Origin of the sequence: Rothia nasimurium (assembly GCF_928382285.1) — a bacterium.
Lineage (GTDB): Bacteria > Actinomycetota > Actinomycetes > Actinomycetales > Micrococcaceae > Rothia > Rothia nasimurium_E.
This window is the reverse complement of record NZ_CAKMSS010000002.1, coordinates 152,531-173,210: the sequence shown is the minus strand read 5'-3', so window position 1 is coordinate 173,210 and position 20,680 is coordinate 152,531. Positions and strand designations below refer to the sequence as shown.

Genomic DNA, 20,680 nt, shown 5'->3' with positions numbered 1-20,680 from the left:
ACTTGACCCTATGACTCCCGAAGAACTCTCAAGTGCAATTGACGGCGCGCTGACCGCAGCGTTCGAAGCCGGCGAACTGACCCTGACCGACGGCGAAACCGCCCCCGCTGTGCGCGTAGAGCGCCCCAAGAACCGCGACCACGGCGACTGGGCCACCAACATCGCCCTGCAGATTTCTAAGAAGGTGGGGAAGAACCCCCGCGAGGTAGCCCAGATCCTGGCTGCCCGAATCACCGAGATTACCGGCGTGGCAAGCGTAGATATCGCTGGCCCCGGCTTCCTCAACATCACCCTGGACGCCGCCGCGGCAGGTGAGCTGGCCAAGACCATCGTTGAGCAGGGCTCAGCTTTTGGTACCAACGAAACCCTGGCTGGTCAGACCATCAACCTGGAGTTCGTCTCCGCTAACCCCACCGGTCCCATCCACCTGGGCGGTACCCGTTGGGCTGCTGTGGGCGACTCTCTGGCCCGTATCTTCATCTCCCAGGGTGCTAAGGTCGTGCGTGAGTACTACTTCAACGACCACGGCAACCAGATTGACCGCTTTGCTCGCTCCCTGCTGGCCCGTGCCAAGGGCGAGGAGGCTCCCGAAGACGGCTACGGTGGCGAGTACATCACCGATATCGCCAACCGGGTGCTTGAGGTTCGCCCCGACGCCCTTGAGTCTGAAGACCCCCAGGAAGTTTTCCGCGCTACCGGTGTTGAATTCATGTTCGAGGACATCAAGGCTTCCCTGCACGACTTCCACGTCGATTTTGACGTCTACTTCCACGAGAACTCCCTCTTTGAAAACGGCAAGGTAGACGAGCTGCTTGAGAAGCTCAAGGAATCCGAGAACCTCTACTTCAAGGACGGCGCCTGGTGGCTCAAGTCCACCGACTTCGGCGACGACAAGGACCGCGTGGTCATCAAGTCTGATGGCAACGCCGCCTACATCGCCGGTGATATCGCCTACTTCCAAGACAAGACCAAGCGCGCCGAGAACCCCGCTGACCTGGCGATCTACATGCTGGGTGCTGACCACCACGGCTATGTAGCCCGTCTCAAGGCCGCTGCCGCTGCCCTGGGTGATGACCCCAACATGGTTGAGGTCATGATCGGCCAGATGGTTAACCTGGTCAAGGACGGTAAGCCCGTGCGTATGTCTAAACGCGCCGGTACCGTCGTGACCCTGGAAGACCTGGTTGAAATCGTGGGTGTGGATGCAGCCCGTTACTCCCTGACCCGCTACTCGGTTGACTCCAACATCGATATCGACCTGGATTTGCTGACTAAGCAGTCCAACGAGAACCCGGTTTTCTACGTGCAGTACGCCCACGCCCGCACCTGCGCTATTGCCCGCAACGCTGAGGCTGCCGGCGTCACCACCGACTCCGTCGATACCTCCCTGCTGAACTCAGAGGCAGACTCAGCCCTGCTGGCTGCCCTGGGCCAGTTCGCCGGTGCCGTCAAGGAGGCCGCTGATTTCCGCGAGCCCCACCGCGTGGCCCGCTACCTGGAAACCCTGGCCGGTGCCTACCACCGCTGGTACGGGGTCTCCCATGTTGCCCCCAAGGGCGACGAAGAGGTCACCGACCTGCACCGCACCCGCCTGCTCCTCAACAACGCAACCCGTCAGGTTCTGGCCAACGGCCTGGGCCTGCTGGGCGTGAGCGCACCGGAGAAGATGTAAATGGGCGCAGAAGCCGCACTGTTCAAGCCCGACTGGCTGACCTACCCGTCCGCCCCGGCCGACCTCGACCCGGTCATCTGGATGTCCTCCTTCACCCGCTCTGCAAGCGGCGAACTTGAGGTGGACGGCACCCCCGTCAGCCGCCTGGTTGCCGACTTTGGCACCCCCGAGTACGTCTTTTCTGAGACTACCTTCCGCGCCCGCGCCTCTGAATTCCGTTCCGCCTTCGAGACGGCTTTTGAGAAGCACGGGGCTGAGGTCTCGGTCTACTACGCCGGTAAGTCCTTCCTGGCGACCGCCGTGGCCAAGTGGGCTGAGGAAGAGGGCCTGTGCCTCGATACCGCCAGCGGCGGTGAGCTGGCTATCGCTATGCGCGCCGGGGTGCCCGGTGCGAAAATCGCCCTGCACGGTAACAACAAGTCGGCGGGCGAGATTGCCCGTGCCCTGCGCTACGGGGTAGGACGCCTGGTGGCCGACTCGGTGCCCGAGGTGCAGCTGATTGCGCAGGTGGCAGCCGAGCTGGGCGTCACCGCCCCGGTCATGCTCCGCGTGACCCCCGGCGTCCATGCCTCGACCCACGATTTCATTGCTACCGCCCACGAGGATCAGAAGTTTGGTCAGTCTCTGGCAGCGGGTACCGCGCCGCTGGCAGGTCTGTCGCTTGAAGAGCTGACCGAGCTGGGAATTGCCGCAGATGATGCCTACGCTACCGTGGCTGCCGCTCTGGCCCTGGCCAGTGAGCACATTGACCTGCGCGGTTTGCACTGCCATATCGGCTCCCAGATTTTTGAGGCCGAGGGCTTCGGTAAGGCCGCTGAGAAGGTGCTGACCTACATGCAGCAGCTCAACGAGCGTTTTGGCGTGGTGCTGCCCGAGATTGACCTGGGCGGCGGCTACGGTATCGGCTACACCGAGCAGGACACCCCGCGCGGTTCAGCCGATATCGCCACCGAGCTGGCCGACATGGTCTCTAAGACCTGTGCCAATGTGGGCATGGCCATTCCCCACCTCTCCTTTGAGCCGGGCCGCTCCATCTCGGGCCCTTCGGGTATTACCCTTTACACGGTCGGTACCATCAAGGATGTGGCGATTGAGGACGAGAACGGGGACACCCGCGTGCGGCGCTACGTCTCGGTCGACGGCGGTATGAGCGATAACCCCCGCCCGGTGCTTTATGAGTCCGACTACGCCGTAACCCTGGCTAACCGTGCCCCGGCAGGGGAACAGATTCTCTCCCGCGTGGTGGGTAAGCACTGCGAATCCGGCGATATCGTGATTCGCTACTGTTACCTACCTGCCGACCTGGCAGCGGGCGACATCCTGGCTGTTCCGGCCACCGGCGCCTACAACCACGTTATGGCCTCGAACTACAACTACCTGACCCGCCCGCCGGTCATCGCTACAGCGGAGGGAAAGGAACCGCGCGCTATTATCCGCCGCGAAACCGAAGAGGACATGCTGGCCCGAGACCTGGGTCTAGTCTAGGGTTCTTCATCAGGACGCCGCCTGCCAGCCTCCCTGCCTGCGGGCAGGGAGTGGTGGGGCGGCGTCCTGCCATCAACCACTCCGTGAGAAAATAAAGTTCATACTCTGGGTTACGCTGTCTTACCCGCTAGCATGGTGAGCGTACCCCTGAACCTATTTCCCATCTACGTCAGGAGACGCTCTTGGGCAACACCACCATCAAAGTAGCGCTACTGGGCGCCGGTAACGTCGGCTCACAGGTAGCTCGCATGCTCACCGAAGACGCCGACTCCCTGCAAGACCGCATTGGTGCGCCGGTTGAGCTCATCGGTATTGCCGTGCGCGATACCTCAGCCAAGCGCCACTATGAGGCTGCACCCGAGCTCTACACCACCGATGCTGAGGCACTGATTGACGCCGCCGATGTGGTGATTGAACTGACCGGCGGTATCGAGCCTGCCCGAACCCGCATCCTGCGCGCCCTGACCGCCGGCAAGTCGGTGGTATCGGGTAACAAGGCCCTGCTGGCTAAGCACGGTGTAGAACTGGCTGCTGCCGCAGCTAAGAGCGGGGCACAGCTCTCCTACGAGGCTGCGGTTGCCGGTGCTATCCCCATCCTGCGCCCCCTGCGCGACTCTCTGGCCGGTGACCAGATCACCCGCGTGCTGGGTATCATGAACGGCACCACCAACTACATCCTGGACCAGATGGACACCACCGGCGCCCAGTTCACCGACGCCCTGGCCGAGGCCCAGCGCCTGGGCTACGCCGAAGCTGACCCCACTGCCGATATCGAGGGTCACGACGCCGCCTCGAAGGCCGCAATCGTTGCCTCCCTGGCCTTCCACTCTGACTTCACCATCGACGACGTTCACTGCGAGGGCATTACCTCCATCACCGCCGACGACGTGGCGGCAGCCGCTGCCGACGGCTACGTCATCAAGCTCCTGGCGGTCTGCGAAAAGGACGGCGAGGGCGTCAACATCCGCGTGAACCCCACCCTGGTGCCCCGCACCCACCCGCTGGCGTCCGTCCACGGTGCTTTCAACGCTGTCTTCGTGCAGGCTGAAAACGCCGGTGAGCTTATGTTCTACGGCCCCGGCGCAGGTGGCGCTCCCACTGCCTCCGCGGTACTGGGTGACTTCGTTTCCCTCTCTCGCCGCCTGGTGCTCGGTGGCCCCGGCATCCCCGAGTCCTCCCACGCTAACCTGGTGGCAACCCCCATGAACGACGTTGTCTCCCGCTACTCTGTGGGCATCGTCGTGGAAGACAAGCTGGGTGTTCTGGCCAACATTGCCCGTATCTTTGCCGAGCACGGTGTCTCAATTGAGACCATGCGCCAGGCTAAGGGTACCGGCGATGGCACCAGCGCCTCCATCCGTATCGTCACCCACCGGGCCACCGACGCTAACCTGCGCAAGACCATGGCCGTGGTGGACGCCCTCGATACCGTCCGCGACATCACCTCCGTTATCCGTGTAGAAGGCTAAACACCGATTCTTATGTCACTTCCCATGATCGACGGCTCAGACGAGCCCTTCGTCCAGCCCGATGTAATCCCCGTTGGCGCGCGCGTGACCGTCAAGGTCCCGGCCTCATCAGCTAACCTGGGCCCCGGCTACGACTCCCTGGGGCTGGCTTTGGCCCACTACGATGACCTGGTGGTTACCCGTGTGCCGGGGGTAGGGGAGCTGACTTTTGATCTGACCGGTGAAGGTGCAGATGAGGTGCCTCGGGATGCCAGCCACCTGGTCGTCAAGGCCATGATGGCTGCCTGGAAGGCCATCGGGCTCTTCGAACTGCCCTCCCTGCATATTCAGGCCCACAACCGTATTCCGCACTCTCGCGGCATGGGCTCCTCCGCTTCGGCCATCGTGGCCGGCGTGACCGCAGCGAACGGCCTGCTCCCCGCCGAGCTCCAGCTTGATGACGAGGCCGTACTACAGATTTGTTCGGGCATGGAAGGCCACCCCGACAATGTGGCCCCCTCCCTCTACGGCCACGTTGTGATTTCCTACGGGGACGACTCGGGCTGGCACTCCCTGCCCGTACCGGCCCACGAGAACGTACTGCCGGTCATCGCAATTCCTGACTACGAGGTGCCGACCAAGGTAGCCCGCGGCCTCATTCCCGAGACTGTTCCCCACCGGGAAGCCGCCGCCAACTCCGGCCGTGCGGCCCTGCTGACCCAGGCACTGGCGTCCTACCCCGACTACCTACTGCCCGCAACCAGCGACCTGCTGCACCAGTCCTACCGCGCCGTTGCCATGAAGCCCTCAGCGGCCCTGGTTAAGTACCTGCGCGGCAAGGGTTTTGCCGCGGTGATCTCGGGGGCAGGCCCCACCGTCATGGCCCTGGCCAACGGGGCGGACGAGCGCGCCCGAGTTCGCGAAGCCATTGAGGCCTTCGCCACCGAGAGCGAGCCTAATCAGCACGAGAGTCGGGCTGTAAGCTGGCGGGTGCTCGATATCGATATCGACACTAAAGGTGTTATGCTTACTTATGAGGAAACCGCCTAGCGCGCTCCAGCACTATTTGTGCCCGGGCTCGCCTGTGTTGGCCTCATCCCACGGTTTGCCAGGTCTGTAGAAGCCTCAGCAGGTTCAACCGTTCATTTACGTCTTTCACTGAACTAGTGGGGGCGTTCCCTTGCCGGGTATCCCGTCAGCTACCGTTTGGTGCAGCCGGGTACCCGAACCCGGGTCACCTGATACTCTCGCTTTCCCAGCGACAGCGTCACCTGACCCCTGAAACTATCACTCGCCCGCTCTGGGCATGGCGCATCTGTTGCGCCAGAACAACCCGCGAAATCAACGACATTTCGAGAGAAGGAATCTTCGTGGCAGAAAACACCGACCTGACCGCAGGTACGGAGGCCGCAGCAGCGGCTGAGCAGAAGTCCCCCAGTCTGAGCACCCTCAAACTCGCTCAGCTCCAGTCCCTGGCTTCCCAGCTAGGTATTACCGGCGCCCGCCGCATGCGTAAATCAGACCTGGTTGAGGCTATTTCAGCCCACCAGCGTGGCTCAGCTGTAGCCGACCGTCCTGCTGAAACCGCAGATCAGGCAGAGAAGCCTAAGCGCACCCGTACCCGCAAGACCGCAGCCGAGAAGGCTGCCGAAGCAGAAGCTCCCGCCGAGGCTCAGCCTGAGGCAGAGAAGCCTAAGCGCACCCGCACCCGCAAGACCGCAGCTGAAAAGGCTGCCGAAGCAGAGCAGCCCAAGGGGCAGGACGCCGCCGAAGCCGCTGACGCACCTGCTGAAGCTACTTCTGAGAAGCCCGCTACCAAGCGTCGCGGTAACCGTCGCGCCACCAGCTCAACCGTAGCTGCTGAGGCCCAGAATGAAACCAAGCCCGATACCTCTGCCCTTGAGGCGGTTGAAGCTGCCCTTGACGGCCTGGAGTCCCAGAAGGCTGCCCGCAACGAGCAGAACGAGGGCGAAGAGGGTGCCAAGCGCACCCGTACCGACCGTCGCCGCAAGAACGAGGGTGAGAACGTTGATTCTGCCGAGCAGAACGACACTACCGCTGAGAACGGCGAGAAGAACGAGCGTTTTGAGCGCAAGAACCGTCGTGACCGCAACGACCGCGATAACCGTCAGGACCGCGGCGATAAGCAGGATCGCGAGAACCGCGACCGCGGCGGCAAGAACGACCGCCAGAACAACAACGGCCCCGACGAAGACCGCCGTAACAACCGCAAGAACCGCCGCGACCGTCAGGCAGAGCGCCGCGAACGCCGTAACAACCGCCGCGACGACTACGAGCCCGAGATCAGCGAAGACGACGTACTGATTCCCGTCGCCGGTGTGCTCGACGTCCTCGATAACTACGCTTTCGTGCGTACCTCCGGCTACCTGCCCGGCACCAACGACGTTTACGTTTCCCTGGCCCAGGTCAAGCGTTACGGCCTGCGCAAGGGCGATGCTGTGGTCGGTACCATCCGCGCGCCCCGCGAAGGCGATAACAACAACCGCCAGAAGTTCAATGCCCTGGTACAGCTAACCTCCATCAACGGTCTGACTCCCGAAGAGTCCAAGGGCCGTCGCGAGTTTAACAAGCTCACCCCGCTCTACCCCAAGGAGCGCCTGCGCCTGGAGACCGACCCCAAGAAGCTCGGCACCCGCGTTATCGACCTGATTGCCCCCATCGGCAAGGGTCAGCGTGGTCTGATTGTGGCGCCTCCCAAGGCCGGTAAGACCCTGATGCTGCAGTCTATTGCTAACGCGATTACTACCAATAACCCCGAGGTTCACCTCATGATGGTTCTGGTGGACGAGCGCCCCGAAGAAGTCACCGATATGCAGCGCACCGTCAACGGTGAGGTCATCGCCTCAACCTTTGACCGCCCGGCAGATGACCACACCACCGTTGCCGAGCTCGCCATCGAGCGTGCCAAGCGTCTGGTGGAGCAGGGCCGCGACGTCGTCGTCCTGCTGGACTCCATGACCCGCCTGGGCCGTGCCTACAACCTGGCAGCGCCCGCCTCAGGCCGCATCCTCTCCGGTGGTGTAGATGCAGCTGCCCTCTACCCGCCCAAGAAGTTCTTCGGTGCTGCCCGCAACATTGAAGAGGGCGGTTCACTGACCATCCTGGCTACCGCTCTGGTTGAGACCGGCTCCAAGATGGACGAGGTTATCTTCGAAGAATTCAAGGGCACCGGCAACATGGAACTGCGCCTTTCCCGCCAGCTGGCAGACAAGCGTATCTTCCCCGCCATCGACCTCAACGCGTCCTCAACCCGCCGCGAAGAGGCCCTGCTCTCACCCGACGAGGTCAAGATCATGTGGCGCCTGCGCCGCGTGCTGGCCGGCATGGACCAGGAACAGTCCCTGTCTGTTCTGCTCTCCAAGCTACGCGAGACCCAGTCCAACGTCGAATTCCTGCTCACCGTTGCTAAGAGCGGCCTGGGCCACGGCGAATAAGGAAAGGACATCACCGTGATTGAATCTATCCAGGGTCTGCTCGACGAGCACGCAGACCTCCAGAAGCAGCTGGCTGACCCCGCCGTCCACGCTGACCAGGGCAAGGCCCGTAAGCTGGGCCGCCGCTACTCAGAGCTCAACGGCATCGTTGAAGCCTACAACCGCATCAACACCCTGCGCGACGACATCGAAGCTGCCCGCGAGATGGCTGCCGAAGACCCCGACTTTGCTGACGAGGTCAAGGAGCTTGAAGCCCAGCTGCCCGAGGCTGAAGAGAAGCTGCGCCGTCTGCTGATTCCCCGTGATCCGGACGACGGCCGCAACGTCATTCTCGAAGTCAAGGGTGGCGAAGGCGGCGACGAGGCTTCCCTCTTTGCCGCTGACCTGCTGCGCATGTACACCCGCTACGCCGAGTCTAAGGGCTGGAAGACCGAAATGATTTCCTCCCAGACCACCGACGTGGGCGGCTACAAGGACGCCCAGGTAGCTATCAAGGGCACCTCGAATGACCCCGCTGAGGGCGTCTGGGCCCACCTCAAGTACGAGGGTGGCGTGCACCGCGTGCAGCGTGTTCCGGCGACCGAGTCCCAGGGCCGTATCCACACCTCAGCGGCCGGTGTGCTGGTCTTCCCCGAGGTCGATGAGCCCGAGGAAATCGAGATCAACCAGAACGACCTGAAGATTGACGTCTACCGTTCTTCTGGCCCCGGCGGTCAGTCGGTGAACACCACCGACTCTGCTGTGCGTATTACCCACCTGCCCACCGGCATCGTGGTTGCTATGCAGAATGAGAAGTCACAGATTCAGAACCGTGAAGCTGCTATGCGCGTGCTCCGTGCCCGCCTGCTTGCCTGGCAGCAGGAGCAGATTGACGCCGAGAATGCCGAGAAGCGCCACTCCCAGGTGCGCACCATGGACCGTTCAGAGCGTATCCGCACCTACAACTTCCCCGAAAACCGTATTGCCGACCACCGCACCGGCTACAAGGCCTACAACCTGGACGCTGTGCTCAACGGCGACCTTGAGGCTGTTGTGCAGTCCGCTATCGAGATGGACGAGGCTGCCCGCCTTGAGAAGCTCGGTCAGGAAGACAAATAAGCGTGGCTGATTTTAGCCTGGAGCCCGGCGAAGAGCTTGATTCAGCCCTTCGCCGGGCTGCGCTCTATCTTGGCGCAGCCGGTATCGACTCGGCTGCGGCTGATGCGCAGCTTCTTGCCGCTTACCTGCTGGAGAAGGACACCGGTGAGCCGGTATCGCGGGGTCGCGTTCAGTCCCTGGCCCTGCTGGGGCATCCGGTACCTGAGGGCTTTGCCCGTCTGGTGACTCTGCGCGGTGAGCGACTGCCCCTCCAACACCTGACCGGCCAGGCCCATTTCCGTGGCCTGACCCTGTCGGTGGGGCCGGGGGTTTTTGTGCCTCGACCCGAGACCGAGCTACTGGTGGAGCACGCCCTCACCGCCTACCGGGGCATGGCTGGGGCCCTGCCCGCTCAGCCCCTGGTGGTTGATCTGTGTACCGGGTCAGGTGCTATTGCAGCTGCCCTTGCTACCGAGCTAGCCGCAGATGAGCAGGTGCCGACCCCGCGCGTCCTCGCCGTTGAACTCTCGACCGAAGCTGCCGCCTGGGCCGAGCGTAACCTGGGCCCAGCCGGGGTGGAACTGGTAGCGGGCGATGCCCGCACGGCCCTGCCCGGCTACGAGGGAACCATGACCCTGGTGGCTTCAAACCCGCCCTATATCCCTGCCGGGGCAATTCCCAAAGATCCAGAGGTTCGCGATCACGACCCGGCCCTGGCCCTCTACGGCGGGGGAGAGGACGGCATGGAGTTACCTACCGCCATCGCAGCCCGAGCCTATGCTCTTCTTGCTCCCGGTGGCTACCTGATTATGGAGCACGCCGAAACCCAGCAGGAACTGATGCGTCAGGCTCTTGCTAAAGCCGGTTTTGAACGCATCGAATCTATTGATGATTTAGCGGGTAAACCCCGTCACACCTCGGGCTACAAACCGCTGCCAGGCACCTAAGAATGTGAAAGAATAATGAGCGTGAAAGCAACCATTGTTAGTGCAACCGACCCCACGACCCTGGGCGACGCTATTGCGACCGCCAACTCGGCAATCGGTGCAGCCAAGACCATCGTGATTCCTACCGACACCGTGTACGGTATCGCCACCGACGCCTTCTCCGTTGAGGGCGTTGGGAACCTGCTTGCCGCTAAGGGGCGCACCCGGCAGATGCCCCCGCCGGTACTCATTTACGACCAGTCTGTGCTACCGGGGTTGGCCGACGAGATTTCCGAGGACGCCCGCGCCCTGGCTACCGAGTTCTGGCCCGGTGCTCTCACCCTGATTTTCTATTCTCAGCCCTCCCTGAACTGGGACCTGGGCGAGACCCAGGGAACCGTTGCCCTGCGCGTGCCTAACGACCCTGTAGCTATTGAGCTTCTGAAAAACCTGGGCCCCCTGGCTGTTTCTTCAGCCAACAAGACCGGGCGCCCGGCAGCTACGACTGCTCAGGAAGCCATGGCCCAGCTGGGCGATGACGTGGCCGTTATCTTTGACGGTGGGCCCCGCCCCGAGAACCGTCCTGAGGGCTTTGAAGCCAAGGACGCCCTGCCTTCGACCATCGTTGACTGTACCTCTGACCGTCTGGTTGTTGTGCGTGAGGGTGCAATTTCAGTAGAGCGCCTGCGCGAGGCCGTGCCCGGTGTGCTAACCCGCGCCGAATTTGAGGCCCAGGAGAAGGCCCGCCGCGAAGCCGAGTCAGCTCTGGTAGCAAGCTCAGAGGCAATGGAAGATACCGAGTTTTCTCCCCGCCAGGTGGATGAGCCTGAGACAGAAGAGGTTGAGGCTGCCTCCCGCCAGGCCGCCGCTCCTGTAGCTGGTTCGCTCGCTGCGGGTCTGGTAGGCGGTGCTAGCGGCACCGCAGCCATTGACCAGCGCCGTACCGCCAGCGCTCATGCCCCCGAGACCCGCGTGGTACAAGACAACACCAAGCCCTACCCGGTAGCTGATGCCCGTTCGCTGGTGTTCGGCACCCAGAAAGAAGCCCCCGCCGAACCGCTGACCGAAGCGGATGGTGAGGGCAAAGAAGGCACTCCTACCGTCTAGTTTTCAAACTTGCGGTCCTGCCTGGTGCCCAGTGCGCTGTGGGCGGTGCGAAGCACCTCGCTCACCCGTGCTTGGGGCACCAGGCCATTTTTTTGAGCCCATGAATCGTCAATATCCTGACCGAACCACATCACCTCAACCCGGCGGACGGGCCCGGTCAGACGGTCGCCCAGGAGCTCAGAGACCCTGTAGCCGGTGGCTACCAGAGCCCGGCAGAGGGGGGCCGGTAGGTGTAAGGGGCGGCGGCGTCCTGCGTCAATAAGGACGGACTCGGTGGTTGCCCCTTCCCAGGGCTGCATTACGATGGCGGGCAGAGGGCCGGTGAAACTGGCTACCCGGTAGACGAATTCTGCCAGGGCGTAGTTGGAGGAGACCGGGGTGCGCCGCGGGGTGCGTCCTGCGACGGACGCCAGTGGGGAGGACGCAATTTTTGCGAAAGCCTCGGTGGTGCGGCGGACACGGCCCTGCACACTCGTGGCCCGGATAATGCAGATATCAACCGCGTGATCCCCGGCTACAGCGACGGGGGAGTGAGAAGGAGCCGCCGGGAATTCCGACGCTTCAGAGCCGGGAGCCTGCCCCTGAGCAGCTGTTTCTTCGATAAAAGCCCGCAGGGCCAGAAGTACTTCTTCGCCCAGGGCCTTCGAGAAAGAGTAGGCAGAGAACGGCTGGGGTTCTGCCTCTGCACTGAGCACAGGGACCGGCCCTAAGACAGCAGCAGAGCTCAGGTGGATTACCCTGCTGACGCCGGTGCGCTGGGCAGCAATTGCAATGACCGCAGGCAACAGGGCATTAGCACCTAGCAGGGGAGCTAAGTCTTCCTGGTCAGGGGCAGCCAGGCCCGAAGCGTTGATGACAACCTCGCACCCGGCAAAAGATTCAGCGAGAGTGTCGATAATGCCGTCTAGCTGCCGGGCTTCGCGAATGAGCTGGTTGGCTTCGGCTGTGCGCGTGAGTAGGCGGGGAGCCTCAACCGCATCGACCTGGACGCCTTCGGCAGCTAGCCGGGCTACAATCGATGAACCCACAAACCCGCTTGCCCCAATTACTTTCCATGTGGCCTGAGCCATGCCTTTACTCCGTCCGTACGGTGGTTACCGGTGGGCCGTCTGTGCCCCTACCCCCTAGGGTGACATAGGCCGGAGCAAAAAACACGTAGGGCAGGCCACAAAGGGCTAAGGTTTGGGCTTCTGGCCGCCTGCGCTGGGATAATCCACAGGTGAGTTCGCTAAACTTAGATAGAGTTGCGTGCTTTGTGCCCTGAAATCGGGGTAAACACGCCTTTGCAGGTGGCCTCACCCCACGAAAGGACCTGTTTGCCCATGGTATCTGCCCCGACACCCCAGGTGCGCCCCCAGGAGCGCATTGTTGCTGTAGTGGTGACCTATAACCGCCGTGAGCTGCTTGAACAGACCCTAGCCGGGATAGAGGCGGGGGAGCTGACTCCCGATACGGTCATCATCGTCAATAATGCTTCTACCGACAGTACCGAAGAGTACCTGGGCAGCTATCGGAGTTCACTGGCTACCGACATAGTGCACCTACCGCAGAACGTGGGCGGCGCAGGCGGCTTCACTGTGGGCATCGACCGGGCCCTAAACCGCCATGCAGCAGACCTGGTCTGGGCCATGGACGACGACACTGAACCTACCGAGAACACCCTCTCTGAGGCCTACCGGGCCTGGGCTGACTATTCCCCGGTGCGGGCAGAGCGCCCGGCCGTCGTGGCCTCTAAAGTGGTGTGGACCAACGGCCAGGACCACCCCATGAACACCATGCGTACCATGTTCGCTGCGGGCCCTGACCGTACCGCGCGGGCAGCCGCTGTGGGTGCCCGGCCCATCCGCTCGGCGTCCTTTGTGTCAATCCTGATGGACGCTGCCGCCATGCGGGCCACCGACCTGCCCCTGGCAGACTTCTTTATCTGGAACGACGACTTCGAATACACCACCCGCCTGATTCACCACAGCAACGGTATTGCTACCGAGCGGTCGGTAGCCCGCCACCACACCAAAACCTTTGGCACCACAGACGCCAAACCCGGCCCCCGCTTCTACAACGATGTACGCAATAAGCTCTGGGTTTTTTGTGCCCGTCGCACCCTAACCCCGCTGGAAAAGCTGCTCTACGGCGGCTCAACAGCCCGCCTGTGGGTTAGCACCCTGCTGCGCACCGATGAGAAGAAGACCTACACCGGCTACTTCCTCAAGGGGCTTCAGGACGCCGCCGCCGGCTATCGCTCCAACAGCGAGGTGCTGGACGGCGTCTACCAGCTTGAAACCCCCCAGCTGGCCCAGCGTATCAAAGCAAACTACGGGAGCGACCCCAAGTTCTCTGTCTTGATGAGCGTTTATGCCGGGGATCAGCCCGAGCACCTGCGCCTGGCCCTAGCCTCGAATACCGAGGGCCAAACCCTGCGCCCCAACCAGCTGGTGCTGGTGCAGGATGGCCCCGTGAGCGCTGAGCTTTCTCAGGTCATCGCTGATTTTGAAGAGCAGAGTTCCCTGCCGGTGACCGTGGTGCGCCTTGCCGAGAACCACGGGCTAGCTGCCGCCCTGCACGAGGGGCTCACCTACTGCGACTACGATATTGTGGCCCGAGCAGACTCAGACGATGTTTCTGCTCCTGACCGTTTTGCCCAGCAGGTTCCCCTGCTTGCCGCCGGCCAGCACGACGTGCTGGGTAGCGCCATGTACGAATTTACGGACGACCCCGCCCGCCCCGAGGCCGAACGGAAGGCCGTGACCGGGGCGAGAGCTATCCGAGAGATGCTACCGAAGCGCAACCCCATGCTGCACCCCACCGTGGTCTTCCGCAAGAGCGCTGTAGAGGCCGTTGGCAGCTACGTGGAGGTTCCGGGAGCCGAAGACTACTGGCTCTGGGCCCGCATGAGTCGAGCCGGGTTCGTCCTGGGCAACCTGAGCCAGCCCCTGGTGAGCTACCGGGTCGCCACAGCTTACACCCGACGTGGTGGGCTAGAAGCCCTGCGCAAGGACCTCCAGGTCCAGCGCAGGCTCTATACCGGGGGAGTGCTGAGCCCTCTCCGCTTCGCCCAGAACCTAGCCATACGCGGTGTCTACCGCCTAGCACCAGAAGAACTGCGCACCCGGGCCTTTAGGGCCATGACCGGACGAACCCCGCAGGGGAAGAAAGAGAAGGGCAGCAATGTCTAAAGAAGCGTCCCCGCAGACCACCTCTATCCCCATTCTGACCTCGAGCACCGAGCGGAAAACCTGGTGGAAGTACGTGCAGATGGGGCTAGACTCCCTAGCCTGGCTGATAGCCCTACCCGCTGCCTTTGTTTTGCGCTACGGCATGGATCTGAGCCAGATCGATGCAGGCGGGCTCACCATGGTTGCCCTGGTGATGGTCGCCCTGCAAATCGGTGGTGGCCTGATGATGGGTCTCTACCGCGGAGTCCACAGCTACGGCACCCTGCAAGAGGGCAGCAAGCTCTACCCCCTGATATTAGCTAACACCATCATTATGCAGATACTGCTGATGGTATCGTCCCGAGCCTTTGGGGTACCCCGCTCGGTGGTGCTGATTGCCTTCCCCATCGCTGTTTTGCTGATGATGGGCTTCCGCTATAGCAAGCGAATCTATGAGGAAAAGACCAACCGCCCCAGCGGTAAAGATGTGCAGCGGGTGATTGTTTACGGTGCAGGTTTTCTGGGCCGCAACCTGGTGTCAACCTTGATGACCGACCCTAAGGCCAAGTACCTGCCGGTCGCGATTGTTGACGATGACCGTTCGGTGCGTAACGCCCGTATTCATTCGGTTAAGGTTGAGGGAACCAGCGCTGATTTGGCGGCCCTGGTAAAACATCACCAGGCTGAGAAGGTGCTCATTGCTATTGGTGAAGAGATTCCTGAACGGCGTTTGGTCCGCATCGCTCAGAGTATGAAAGAGATGGGTGTAGAAACCATACGCATCAACTCTGCTGTTCCCGATATTGGTCACGGTCGCCGACGCAGTGAAGAGAATAATGAGCGCGAGCTTCTTGAGAAGATTCGCGGCACAATTGACTACAAGATTGACCATGACCTCATTCGTAGCTATGTGCAGGGTCGACGGGTGCTCGTGACCGGTGCAGGCGGGTCGATTGGCTCTGAGCTCTGCCGCCAGATTAGTGCCTATCAGCCGGCTGAGCTTATGATGCTCGACCGTGATGAGTCCCTGCTTATGGATACCCGGTATTCTCTGACCGGCCTATCAAGTCTGGACGACCCCAGCGTGATTCTGGCGGACGTACGGGATGCTGAGGCATTAGAGGCGGTCTTTGCTGAACGTCAGCCTGAGGTTGTATTTCATGCTGCCGCTCTTAAGCATGTCTCTGCTCTTGAGGCTTACCCCAAGGAAGCCTATAAAACTAATACTCTGGGTACCGCAAACGTACTTAAGGCTTCAGCTCAGGTTGATGTTCAGGTTTTTGTGAATATCTCGACCGATAAGGCTGCCGACCCCACTACTGCCCTGGGGCAGTCCAAGCGCAGCGCGGAAATGCTGACGAGCTGGTACGGCGAGCAGACCGGGCGTACCTATGTCTCGGTGCGCTTCGGCAATGTTTTTGGCTCTCGCGGTTCTATTAAGCCCCTCTTTACCAAGCAGATCCTGGACGGCGGCCCCCTGACCGTGACCGACCGGAACGCCACCCGCTACTTCATGCTGATTCCGGACGCCTGCCTGCTGGTCATGCTGGCCGGGGCAATCGGACGCAGCGGCGAGGTAATGGTGCTCGATATGGGCGAGCCGGTCAAGATTCTCAAGGTGGCCGAACATATGCGCAGCCTCTATGAGCGCTTCGACGTGGCTATCGAGGTTATTGGCCTGCGTGCGGGCGAAAAGCGCGACGAGGTGCTTTTTGGTCAGGACGAGGTACACCAGCGCAGCGAAGAGAACGAAAATATCATGAGGGCTCAAGCTCCCAGGCTTGACCCCGCTGACCTTGACTACGCCCGCTGGCTTGAAAACTACCGTAGCCACCGCGGGTACGAGCGCACCGAGCACCGGGGGCAGGAGGCCTAATGACTACCTCAGAACTTCTGGCTCTGCTTCTGGTGCCCACCGTTGTCGGCCTGGTCGCCGGTCTGCTCTTACCCTTCGCCGTGCGTCCGCTCCTACACCGCTGGAACCTGGTCGACATCCCCACCGCACGGTCTTCCCACAGCTCCCCGGTCTTCCGAGGCATGGGGCTGGCAACCGCACTTGCAGCGGTGCTGGCCTACCTGGTTGCCCTCATCGACGGACAGATTTTTACCGATCGGTCTATCGCCCTCTTCGTGCTCTTTGGCATGGTGGCATCGGGCGCCCTGGGCTGGATGGAGGACTACCGCGGGGTCTCTATCAAGGTTCGCTTTGCTGCCCAGCTACTCATCGGCGCTATCGTCACCCTAGGAATGACCCTGATGCTGGGGACCTCCATCTTCTGGATTCCCCTGGGTGTCTTCGCGATTGCCGCCTACATCAACGTGGTGAACTTTATGGACGGCATTAACGGCATCTCGGGTCTTCACGGCTTTGCCGTGGGTGGGGCTTATGCCTACGCGGGCTGGGTCAACCAAATGCCCTGGCTACTTGCCGGGGGAGCGGCTGTGGCTGCGGCCTACCTGGCCTTCCTGCCCTGGAACGTGCGTACCGGTAAGAACGTTTTCCTGGGGGATGCCGGTTCCTACTTCCTGGGGGGAGCTATCGCTTCTATGGCGGTAGGGGCTTTCCTTTCGGGGGTTTACGTGGAATATATTCTTGCCCCCCTGCTGGTCTACCTGGCAGATACCGGGACCACACTACTGCGCCGAATCGTGCGGGGTGAACAGTGGTACAAACCCCATCGCACCCATGCCTATCAGCGGTTGACGGACGTCGGTTTCAGCCACCTGGGTAGCGCGGCCCTTGTGACGCTTACTACTTTTGTGGTGACCGCTGTGACAGTGATGGCCCTGCCCTTTGAAACCCAGAACGCTGTTTGGTCTGCCCTGTTAGTTGTGCTTATCTTGGCCCTTTACATCTTTTTGCCGACCTTGCTCGGGAAGGTGCGTCAGAAAAATGGGGCCTAAGCCGCTGGGCATCAATGAGATGCCCTGGTTAAAAATCTTCCGGTCTGTCTCGCTGGCTTTGGCTATCTTGGCCCTAGTCGGTACGATAGTTGGTGTACTTATCGCAGGTAAACCGGCTGCGGGTGGGTTCCTTACGGGGCTTGCCCTGGTTTATCTCAGTTTCGCGGTCGGAATCATGGTTGTGATACCGGCTGAGAAGAAGTCGATGAAAGCGGCGGCAGCGGCTCTAGCGGCCATGTATCCGTTCAAGATTATGGTTTTCACCGGCCTCTTAGTGTTCGCCCCTATACCGCAGGATTTTCGTAACGGCTGGCTTCTCACCGGAGCCGTCCTGGCACTGGTGGCCCAGCTTGTCATTGAAACGAAAATTATCTCGAAACAGAGAATCCTCTATTTCGATTCGGTAGGATGAAACTAGGCAAAGGAGCATACACCCGTGGGCAACACCGACGATAAGTGGTACAAGCAAGATAAGCAGTTACGCTCTGCCGGCGACCTGGTTGCCGGTGGCGGAACAGCCGGGGCCTTTATGACACTTCTGTACGTCATGATAGGCATTGGTATCTGGAGTTTGGTAGGCTATGGTCTGGACCACTTACTAGGTACAACCTGGATTGCTTGGGTAGGCGGATTCGTTGGCGCCTTTGGTGGTATCTACCTGGTATTTATCCACATGCAGCAGCGTAAATAAGACCAACTGAAACCGGTTGGCACACACATACTTTTGATTCTTTAAACCTCTGAGGTTGCTGGAGCCAGCGGCCAACACGAAGCAATGAAAGGACTTGCCTTGATTTCAAACGGGCTAGTTGTCGCAGCGGGAGAGCAGCAGGGCTACGTTCCGCCCACTATCGATGATATGCACCTGCCTGCCATCTTCACGATCGGTGATTTTGAGTTCAGCAAGCAGATGCTTCTGGTCATCCTGTCGGTGGTCATCGTTGCTGGCTTCTTCCTTTTCGCTGCCCGCAAGCGTGCCATGGTTCCCTCACGCACCCAGTTCGTGGGCGAAATGGGGTACGGCCTGGTCCGTAACAGCCTGGGCAAGGAACTGATTGGCGCCCACCACTACAAGCCTTTCGTTCCCCTGCTCTTCACCGCCTTCTTCTTCATCCTGGTCAACAACCTCTACGGTTCAATTCCCGTTGTCCAGTTGCCCACCATGTCTCACGTAGGTTCTGCCTACGCCCTGGCAGGTATCGCCTACCTGACCTGGGTTGGTGTTGGTATCAAGCGCAAGGGCCTGGGGAAGTTCTTCAAGGACATGACCATGCCCTCCGGCGTTCCTTGGCCTGTTTACATCATCTTGATTCCGATTGAGTTCATGTCAAACATGCTCATCCGCCCCGCAACCCACGCCCTGCGTCTCTTCGCTACCATGTTCGGTGGCCACCTGGCGATTATGGTTGCAGCATCCCTTACTCAGTACCTGATTGTTGAAGCAGGCGGCATCGCTGCTATCGCCTCGGTCGGTTCAGGCGCCCTGGGTCTCTTCCTCTACTTCCTGGAACTCATGATTCAGGTTATCCAGGCCTACGTCTTCACCCTGCTCCTTGCGGTCTACCTGCAGGGCTCGGTCTCAGAAGGCCACTAAAAATATAGGTTTTCTCCGTCGGGCCCACCGGCGGACGAGAAAAGCAACCCGCTTTAGCGGGGAGTGTCCACATCAAAACTCTGCCCCTTACACAACACACAAACCGCAAGGGGCACTGTGAAAGGAAACAAACATCATGGAACTCACCGGTTCACTTACCGCAGTTGGTTACGGTCTGTCAGCTATCGGCGGTGGCATCGGCGTAGGTCTGATCTTCGCAGCCTACATGACCTCTGTTGCCCGTCAGCCCGAGTCACAGCGCACCCTGCAGCCCATGCTCTTCCTGGGCTTCGCACTGGTTGAAGCACTGGCAGTTCTCGGCCTGGTTCTTGCGTTTATCAAGTAATTTTTGGCCCCGCCGAAAGATTGACCAAACTATAGAACAGGAAAACCCCCTATGTCTCACTTAATGGCAGCAGCAGAGGGCGCGAACCCTCTGATCCCCAATGTCTGGGAAATCGCCATTACCGCCATCGGGTTCCTGCTCCTCCTCTTCATCGTCACCAAGTACGTTGTCCCGGCATTCGAAAAGATTTACCAGGACCGTAAAGAAGCAATTGAGGGTGGTCTAGCCAAGGCTGAAAAGGCTCAGGCAGAGGCCGCGGCAGCACGCGAAGAGTACGGCCAGCAGCTCGAAAGCGCTCGTCTGGAAGCTCAGAAGATTCGCGAAGAAGCACGCGCCGAAGGCGACGCCATCGTGGCAGAAGCTAAGGAGCGCGCAAACGCTGAGGCCGCTCGCATCACCGAAAACGCCCAGAAGACCATCGAGGCAGAACGTGCAGCTGCCGCAGCATCACTTCGTACCGAAGTTGGCGCTCTGGCAACCTCACTGGCTGGCAAGATTGTGGGCGAATCCCTCAACGATGATGAGCGATCCGCACGTGTAGTCGATCGTTTTCTTGCTGACCTTGACGTGCAGCAGCAGGCAGGTGCAGCCCGCTAATGTCAGCAGTATCGACTGAATCACTGAACAAGGTGGAACAGGTTCTGGTGGCCCAGCCTACCGATAACCCGACCCACCTCGCAGAAGAGCTCTTCGCTGTTGTCGACGCTATCGACAGCAACGGCGGGTTCCGGCGAGGTCTAACCGATCCTTCCCGCGAAGCAGCGCAGCGAGCAGGCATCGCCCGCTCCGTTCTGGGCGGCAAGATTTCCGACGCCGCTCTGGCTATCGTTTCTGCAGCAGCAGAAGCCCGCTGGAGTGAAGAACGCGATCTGGCTGATGCCCTCGAAACAACCGCTGTTACCTCAGTAGCGCTTTCTGCTGAACAGCGCGGAGGTATCGATGCACTGGAGCAGACCGTCAACGAACTGCTGACCTTCATCAACACCGTTGATGCCTCAGCAGAAGCACAGGCTGCTCTTGCCGATACCAGGGCAAGCAAGGAAGCACTCAAGAAGCTGGCTGTCAGCCTCGGTGGCCGTGTAGCCACCGCTGAAGGCAAGCTTCTGCTAGAACGAGTTGCCACTGCGGCCCGCGGAACCACCGCAGCCCGTCTGGCTAACGAGTTCGTAGAAATCATCGTCAAGCGTCAAAACCGTTGGATCGCACGAGTTACCTCAGCAACCGCGCTGACTGCAGAGCAGATTGCAAAGCTGCAGGGGTCACTCAACAAGACCTACGGCAAGGAGCTGAAGCTCGACATCACCGTAGACCCCGCACTTCTGGGCGGTCTGCGCGTGCAGGTAGGGGACGAAGTCATCGATGGCTCGCTGTCCACCCGACTGTCAGAACTCAGCCGCGCTTTCGCATAGGCGATTTACACAGTCGAGACCTCGACGGTGATTTAGAAGATACACAGACGACATCGGGCAAGCCTAAAGGCCCAGCCCGAGCACGTCACACAAGTTTCGGTGGGC

At 60.9% G+C, this 20,680-nt stretch carries 18 protein-coding genes; 17 read left to right on the top strand and 1 reads right to left on the bottom strand.

Features of this window, described 5'->3' with window-relative positions:
• The first annotated feature begins 10 nt into the window (after positions 1-10).
• From argS to L6758_RS03645, 8 genes are all read left to right on the top strand, one after another.
• A complete protein-coding gene (gene argS, locus L6758_RS03680; RefSeq protein WP_237204536.1) occupies positions 11-1,672 on the top strand; it encodes an arginine--tRNA ligase in 1,662 nt (553 codons plus the stop codon).
• On the top strand, positions 1,673-3,157 hold the full coding sequence (gene lysA / locus L6758_RS03675) for a diaminopimelate decarboxylase (protein ID WP_237204535.1): 1,485 nt from the start codon (positions 1,673-1,675) through the stop codon (positions 3,155-3,157). It begins immediately after the preceding gene.
• Positions 3,158-3,339: 182 nt separating this feature from the next.
• Positions 3,340-4,626, top strand: coding sequence for a homoserine dehydrogenase (locus L6758_RS03670; protein ID WP_272878557.1), 1,287 nt, complete (start codon positions 3,340-3,342; stop codon positions 4,624-4,626).
• A 12-nt stretch (positions 4,627-4,638) separates the two neighbouring features.
• Complete coding sequence (gene thrB / locus L6758_RS03665; RefSeq protein WP_237204534.1) at positions 4,639-5,655, top strand: homoserine kinase; 1,017 nt, start codon at positions 4,639-4,641, stop codon at positions 5,653-5,655.
• Positions 5,656-5,975: 320 nt separating this feature from the next.
• The gene (gene rho, locus L6758_RS03660) at positions 5,976-8,060 is read left to right on the top strand and encodes a transcription termination factor Rho (RefSeq protein ID WP_237204533.1); all 2,085 of its coding nucleotides are present in this window, start codon (positions 5,976-5,978) and stop codon (positions 8,058-8,060) included.
• Between the two features lie 15 nt (positions 8,061-8,075).
• Complete coding sequence (prfA, locus tag L6758_RS03655; RefSeq protein ID WP_237204532.1) at positions 8,076-9,158, top strand: peptide chain release factor 1; 1,083 nt, start codon at positions 8,076-8,078, stop codon at positions 9,156-9,158.
• A 2-nt stretch (positions 9,159-9,160) separates the two neighbouring features.
• Positions 9,161-10,084 (top strand): peptide chain release factor N(5)-glutamine methyltransferase, encoded by a 924-nt coding sequence (prmC, locus tag L6758_RS03650; protein ID WP_237204531.1) that lies wholly within the window; start codon positions 9,161-9,163, stop codon positions 10,082-10,084.
• A gap of 15 nt (positions 10,085-10,099) precedes the next feature.
• The gene (locus L6758_RS03645) at positions 10,100-11,170 is read left to right on the top strand and encodes an L-threonylcarbamoyladenylate synthase (protein ID WP_237204530.1); all 1,071 of its coding nucleotides are present in this window, start codon (positions 10,100-10,102) and stop codon (positions 11,168-11,170) included.
• Here the strand turns inward: L6758_RS03645 and L6758_RS03640 are convergent.
• The gene (locus L6758_RS03640; RefSeq protein ID WP_237204529.1) at positions 11,167-12,240 is read right to left on the bottom strand and encodes an NAD-dependent epimerase/dehydratase family protein; all 1,074 of its coding nucleotides are present in this window, start codon (positions 12,238-12,240) and stop codon (positions 11,167-11,169) included. The two genes, L6758_RS03645 and L6758_RS03640, sit on opposite strands and share 4 nt — an antisense overlap.
• A gap of 252 nt (positions 12,241-12,492) precedes the next feature.
• On the opposite strand from L6758_RS03640, the gene L6758_RS03635 reads away from it, so the two are divergent.
• From L6758_RS03635 to L6758_RS03595, 9 genes are all read left to right on the top strand, one after another.
• Positions 12,493-14,343, top strand: coding sequence for a glycosyltransferase (locus L6758_RS03635; RefSeq protein WP_237204528.1), 1,851 nt, complete (start codon positions 12,493-12,495; stop codon positions 14,341-14,343).
• Positions 14,336-16,198: a nucleoside-diphosphate sugar epimerase/dehydratase gene (locus tag L6758_RS03630; RefSeq protein WP_237204527.1), complete on the top strand. Its 1,863-nt coding sequence runs from the start codon at positions 14,336-14,338 to the stop codon at positions 16,196-16,198. Before L6758_RS03635 ends, L6758_RS03630 begins: the two co-directional genes overlap by 8 nt.
• Positions 16,198-17,226 carry an MraY family glycosyltransferase gene (locus L6758_RS03625; protein ID WP_237204526.1) on the top strand — a complete coding sequence of 343 codons (1,029 nt, stop codon included), beginning with the start codon at positions 16,198-16,200 and terminating at the stop codon, positions 17,224-17,226. Before L6758_RS03630 ends, L6758_RS03625 begins: the two co-directional genes overlap by 1 nt.
• Entirely contained in the window at positions 17,216-17,638 is a 423-nt protein-coding gene (locus tag L6758_RS03620) for a hypothetical protein (protein WP_185174457.1), read from the top strand. Before L6758_RS03625 ends, L6758_RS03620 begins: the two co-directional genes overlap by 11 nt.
• Positions 17,639-17,662: 24 nt before the next feature.
• Entirely contained in the window at positions 17,663-17,917 is a 255-nt protein-coding gene (locus tag L6758_RS03615; RefSeq protein ID WP_185174458.1) for a hypothetical protein, read from the top strand.
• Between the two features lie 99 nt (positions 17,918-18,016).
• The gene (gene atpB / locus L6758_RS03610; protein WP_237209107.1) at positions 18,017-18,820 is read left to right on the top strand and encodes a F0F1 ATP synthase subunit A; all 804 of its coding nucleotides are present in this window, start codon (positions 18,017-18,019) and stop codon (positions 18,818-18,820) included.
• A gap of 136 nt (positions 18,821-18,956) precedes the next feature.
• On the top strand, positions 18,957-19,166 hold the full coding sequence (gene atpE, locus L6758_RS03605; RefSeq protein ID WP_135011536.1) for an ATP synthase F0 subunit C: 210 nt from the start codon (positions 18,957-18,959) through the stop codon (positions 19,164-19,166).
• A gap of 51 nt (positions 19,167-19,217) precedes the next feature.
• Positions 19,218-19,763, top strand: coding sequence for a F0F1 ATP synthase subunit B (locus L6758_RS03600; RefSeq protein ID WP_237204524.1), 546 nt, complete (start codon positions 19,218-19,220; stop codon positions 19,761-19,763).
• On the top strand, positions 19,763-20,575 hold the full coding sequence (locus L6758_RS03595; protein ID WP_237204523.1) for a F0F1 ATP synthase subunit delta: 813 nt from the start codon (positions 19,763-19,765) through the stop codon (positions 20,573-20,575). Before L6758_RS03600 ends, L6758_RS03595 begins: the two co-directional genes overlap by 1 nt.
• Positions 20,576-20,680 lie beyond the last annotated feature (105 nt).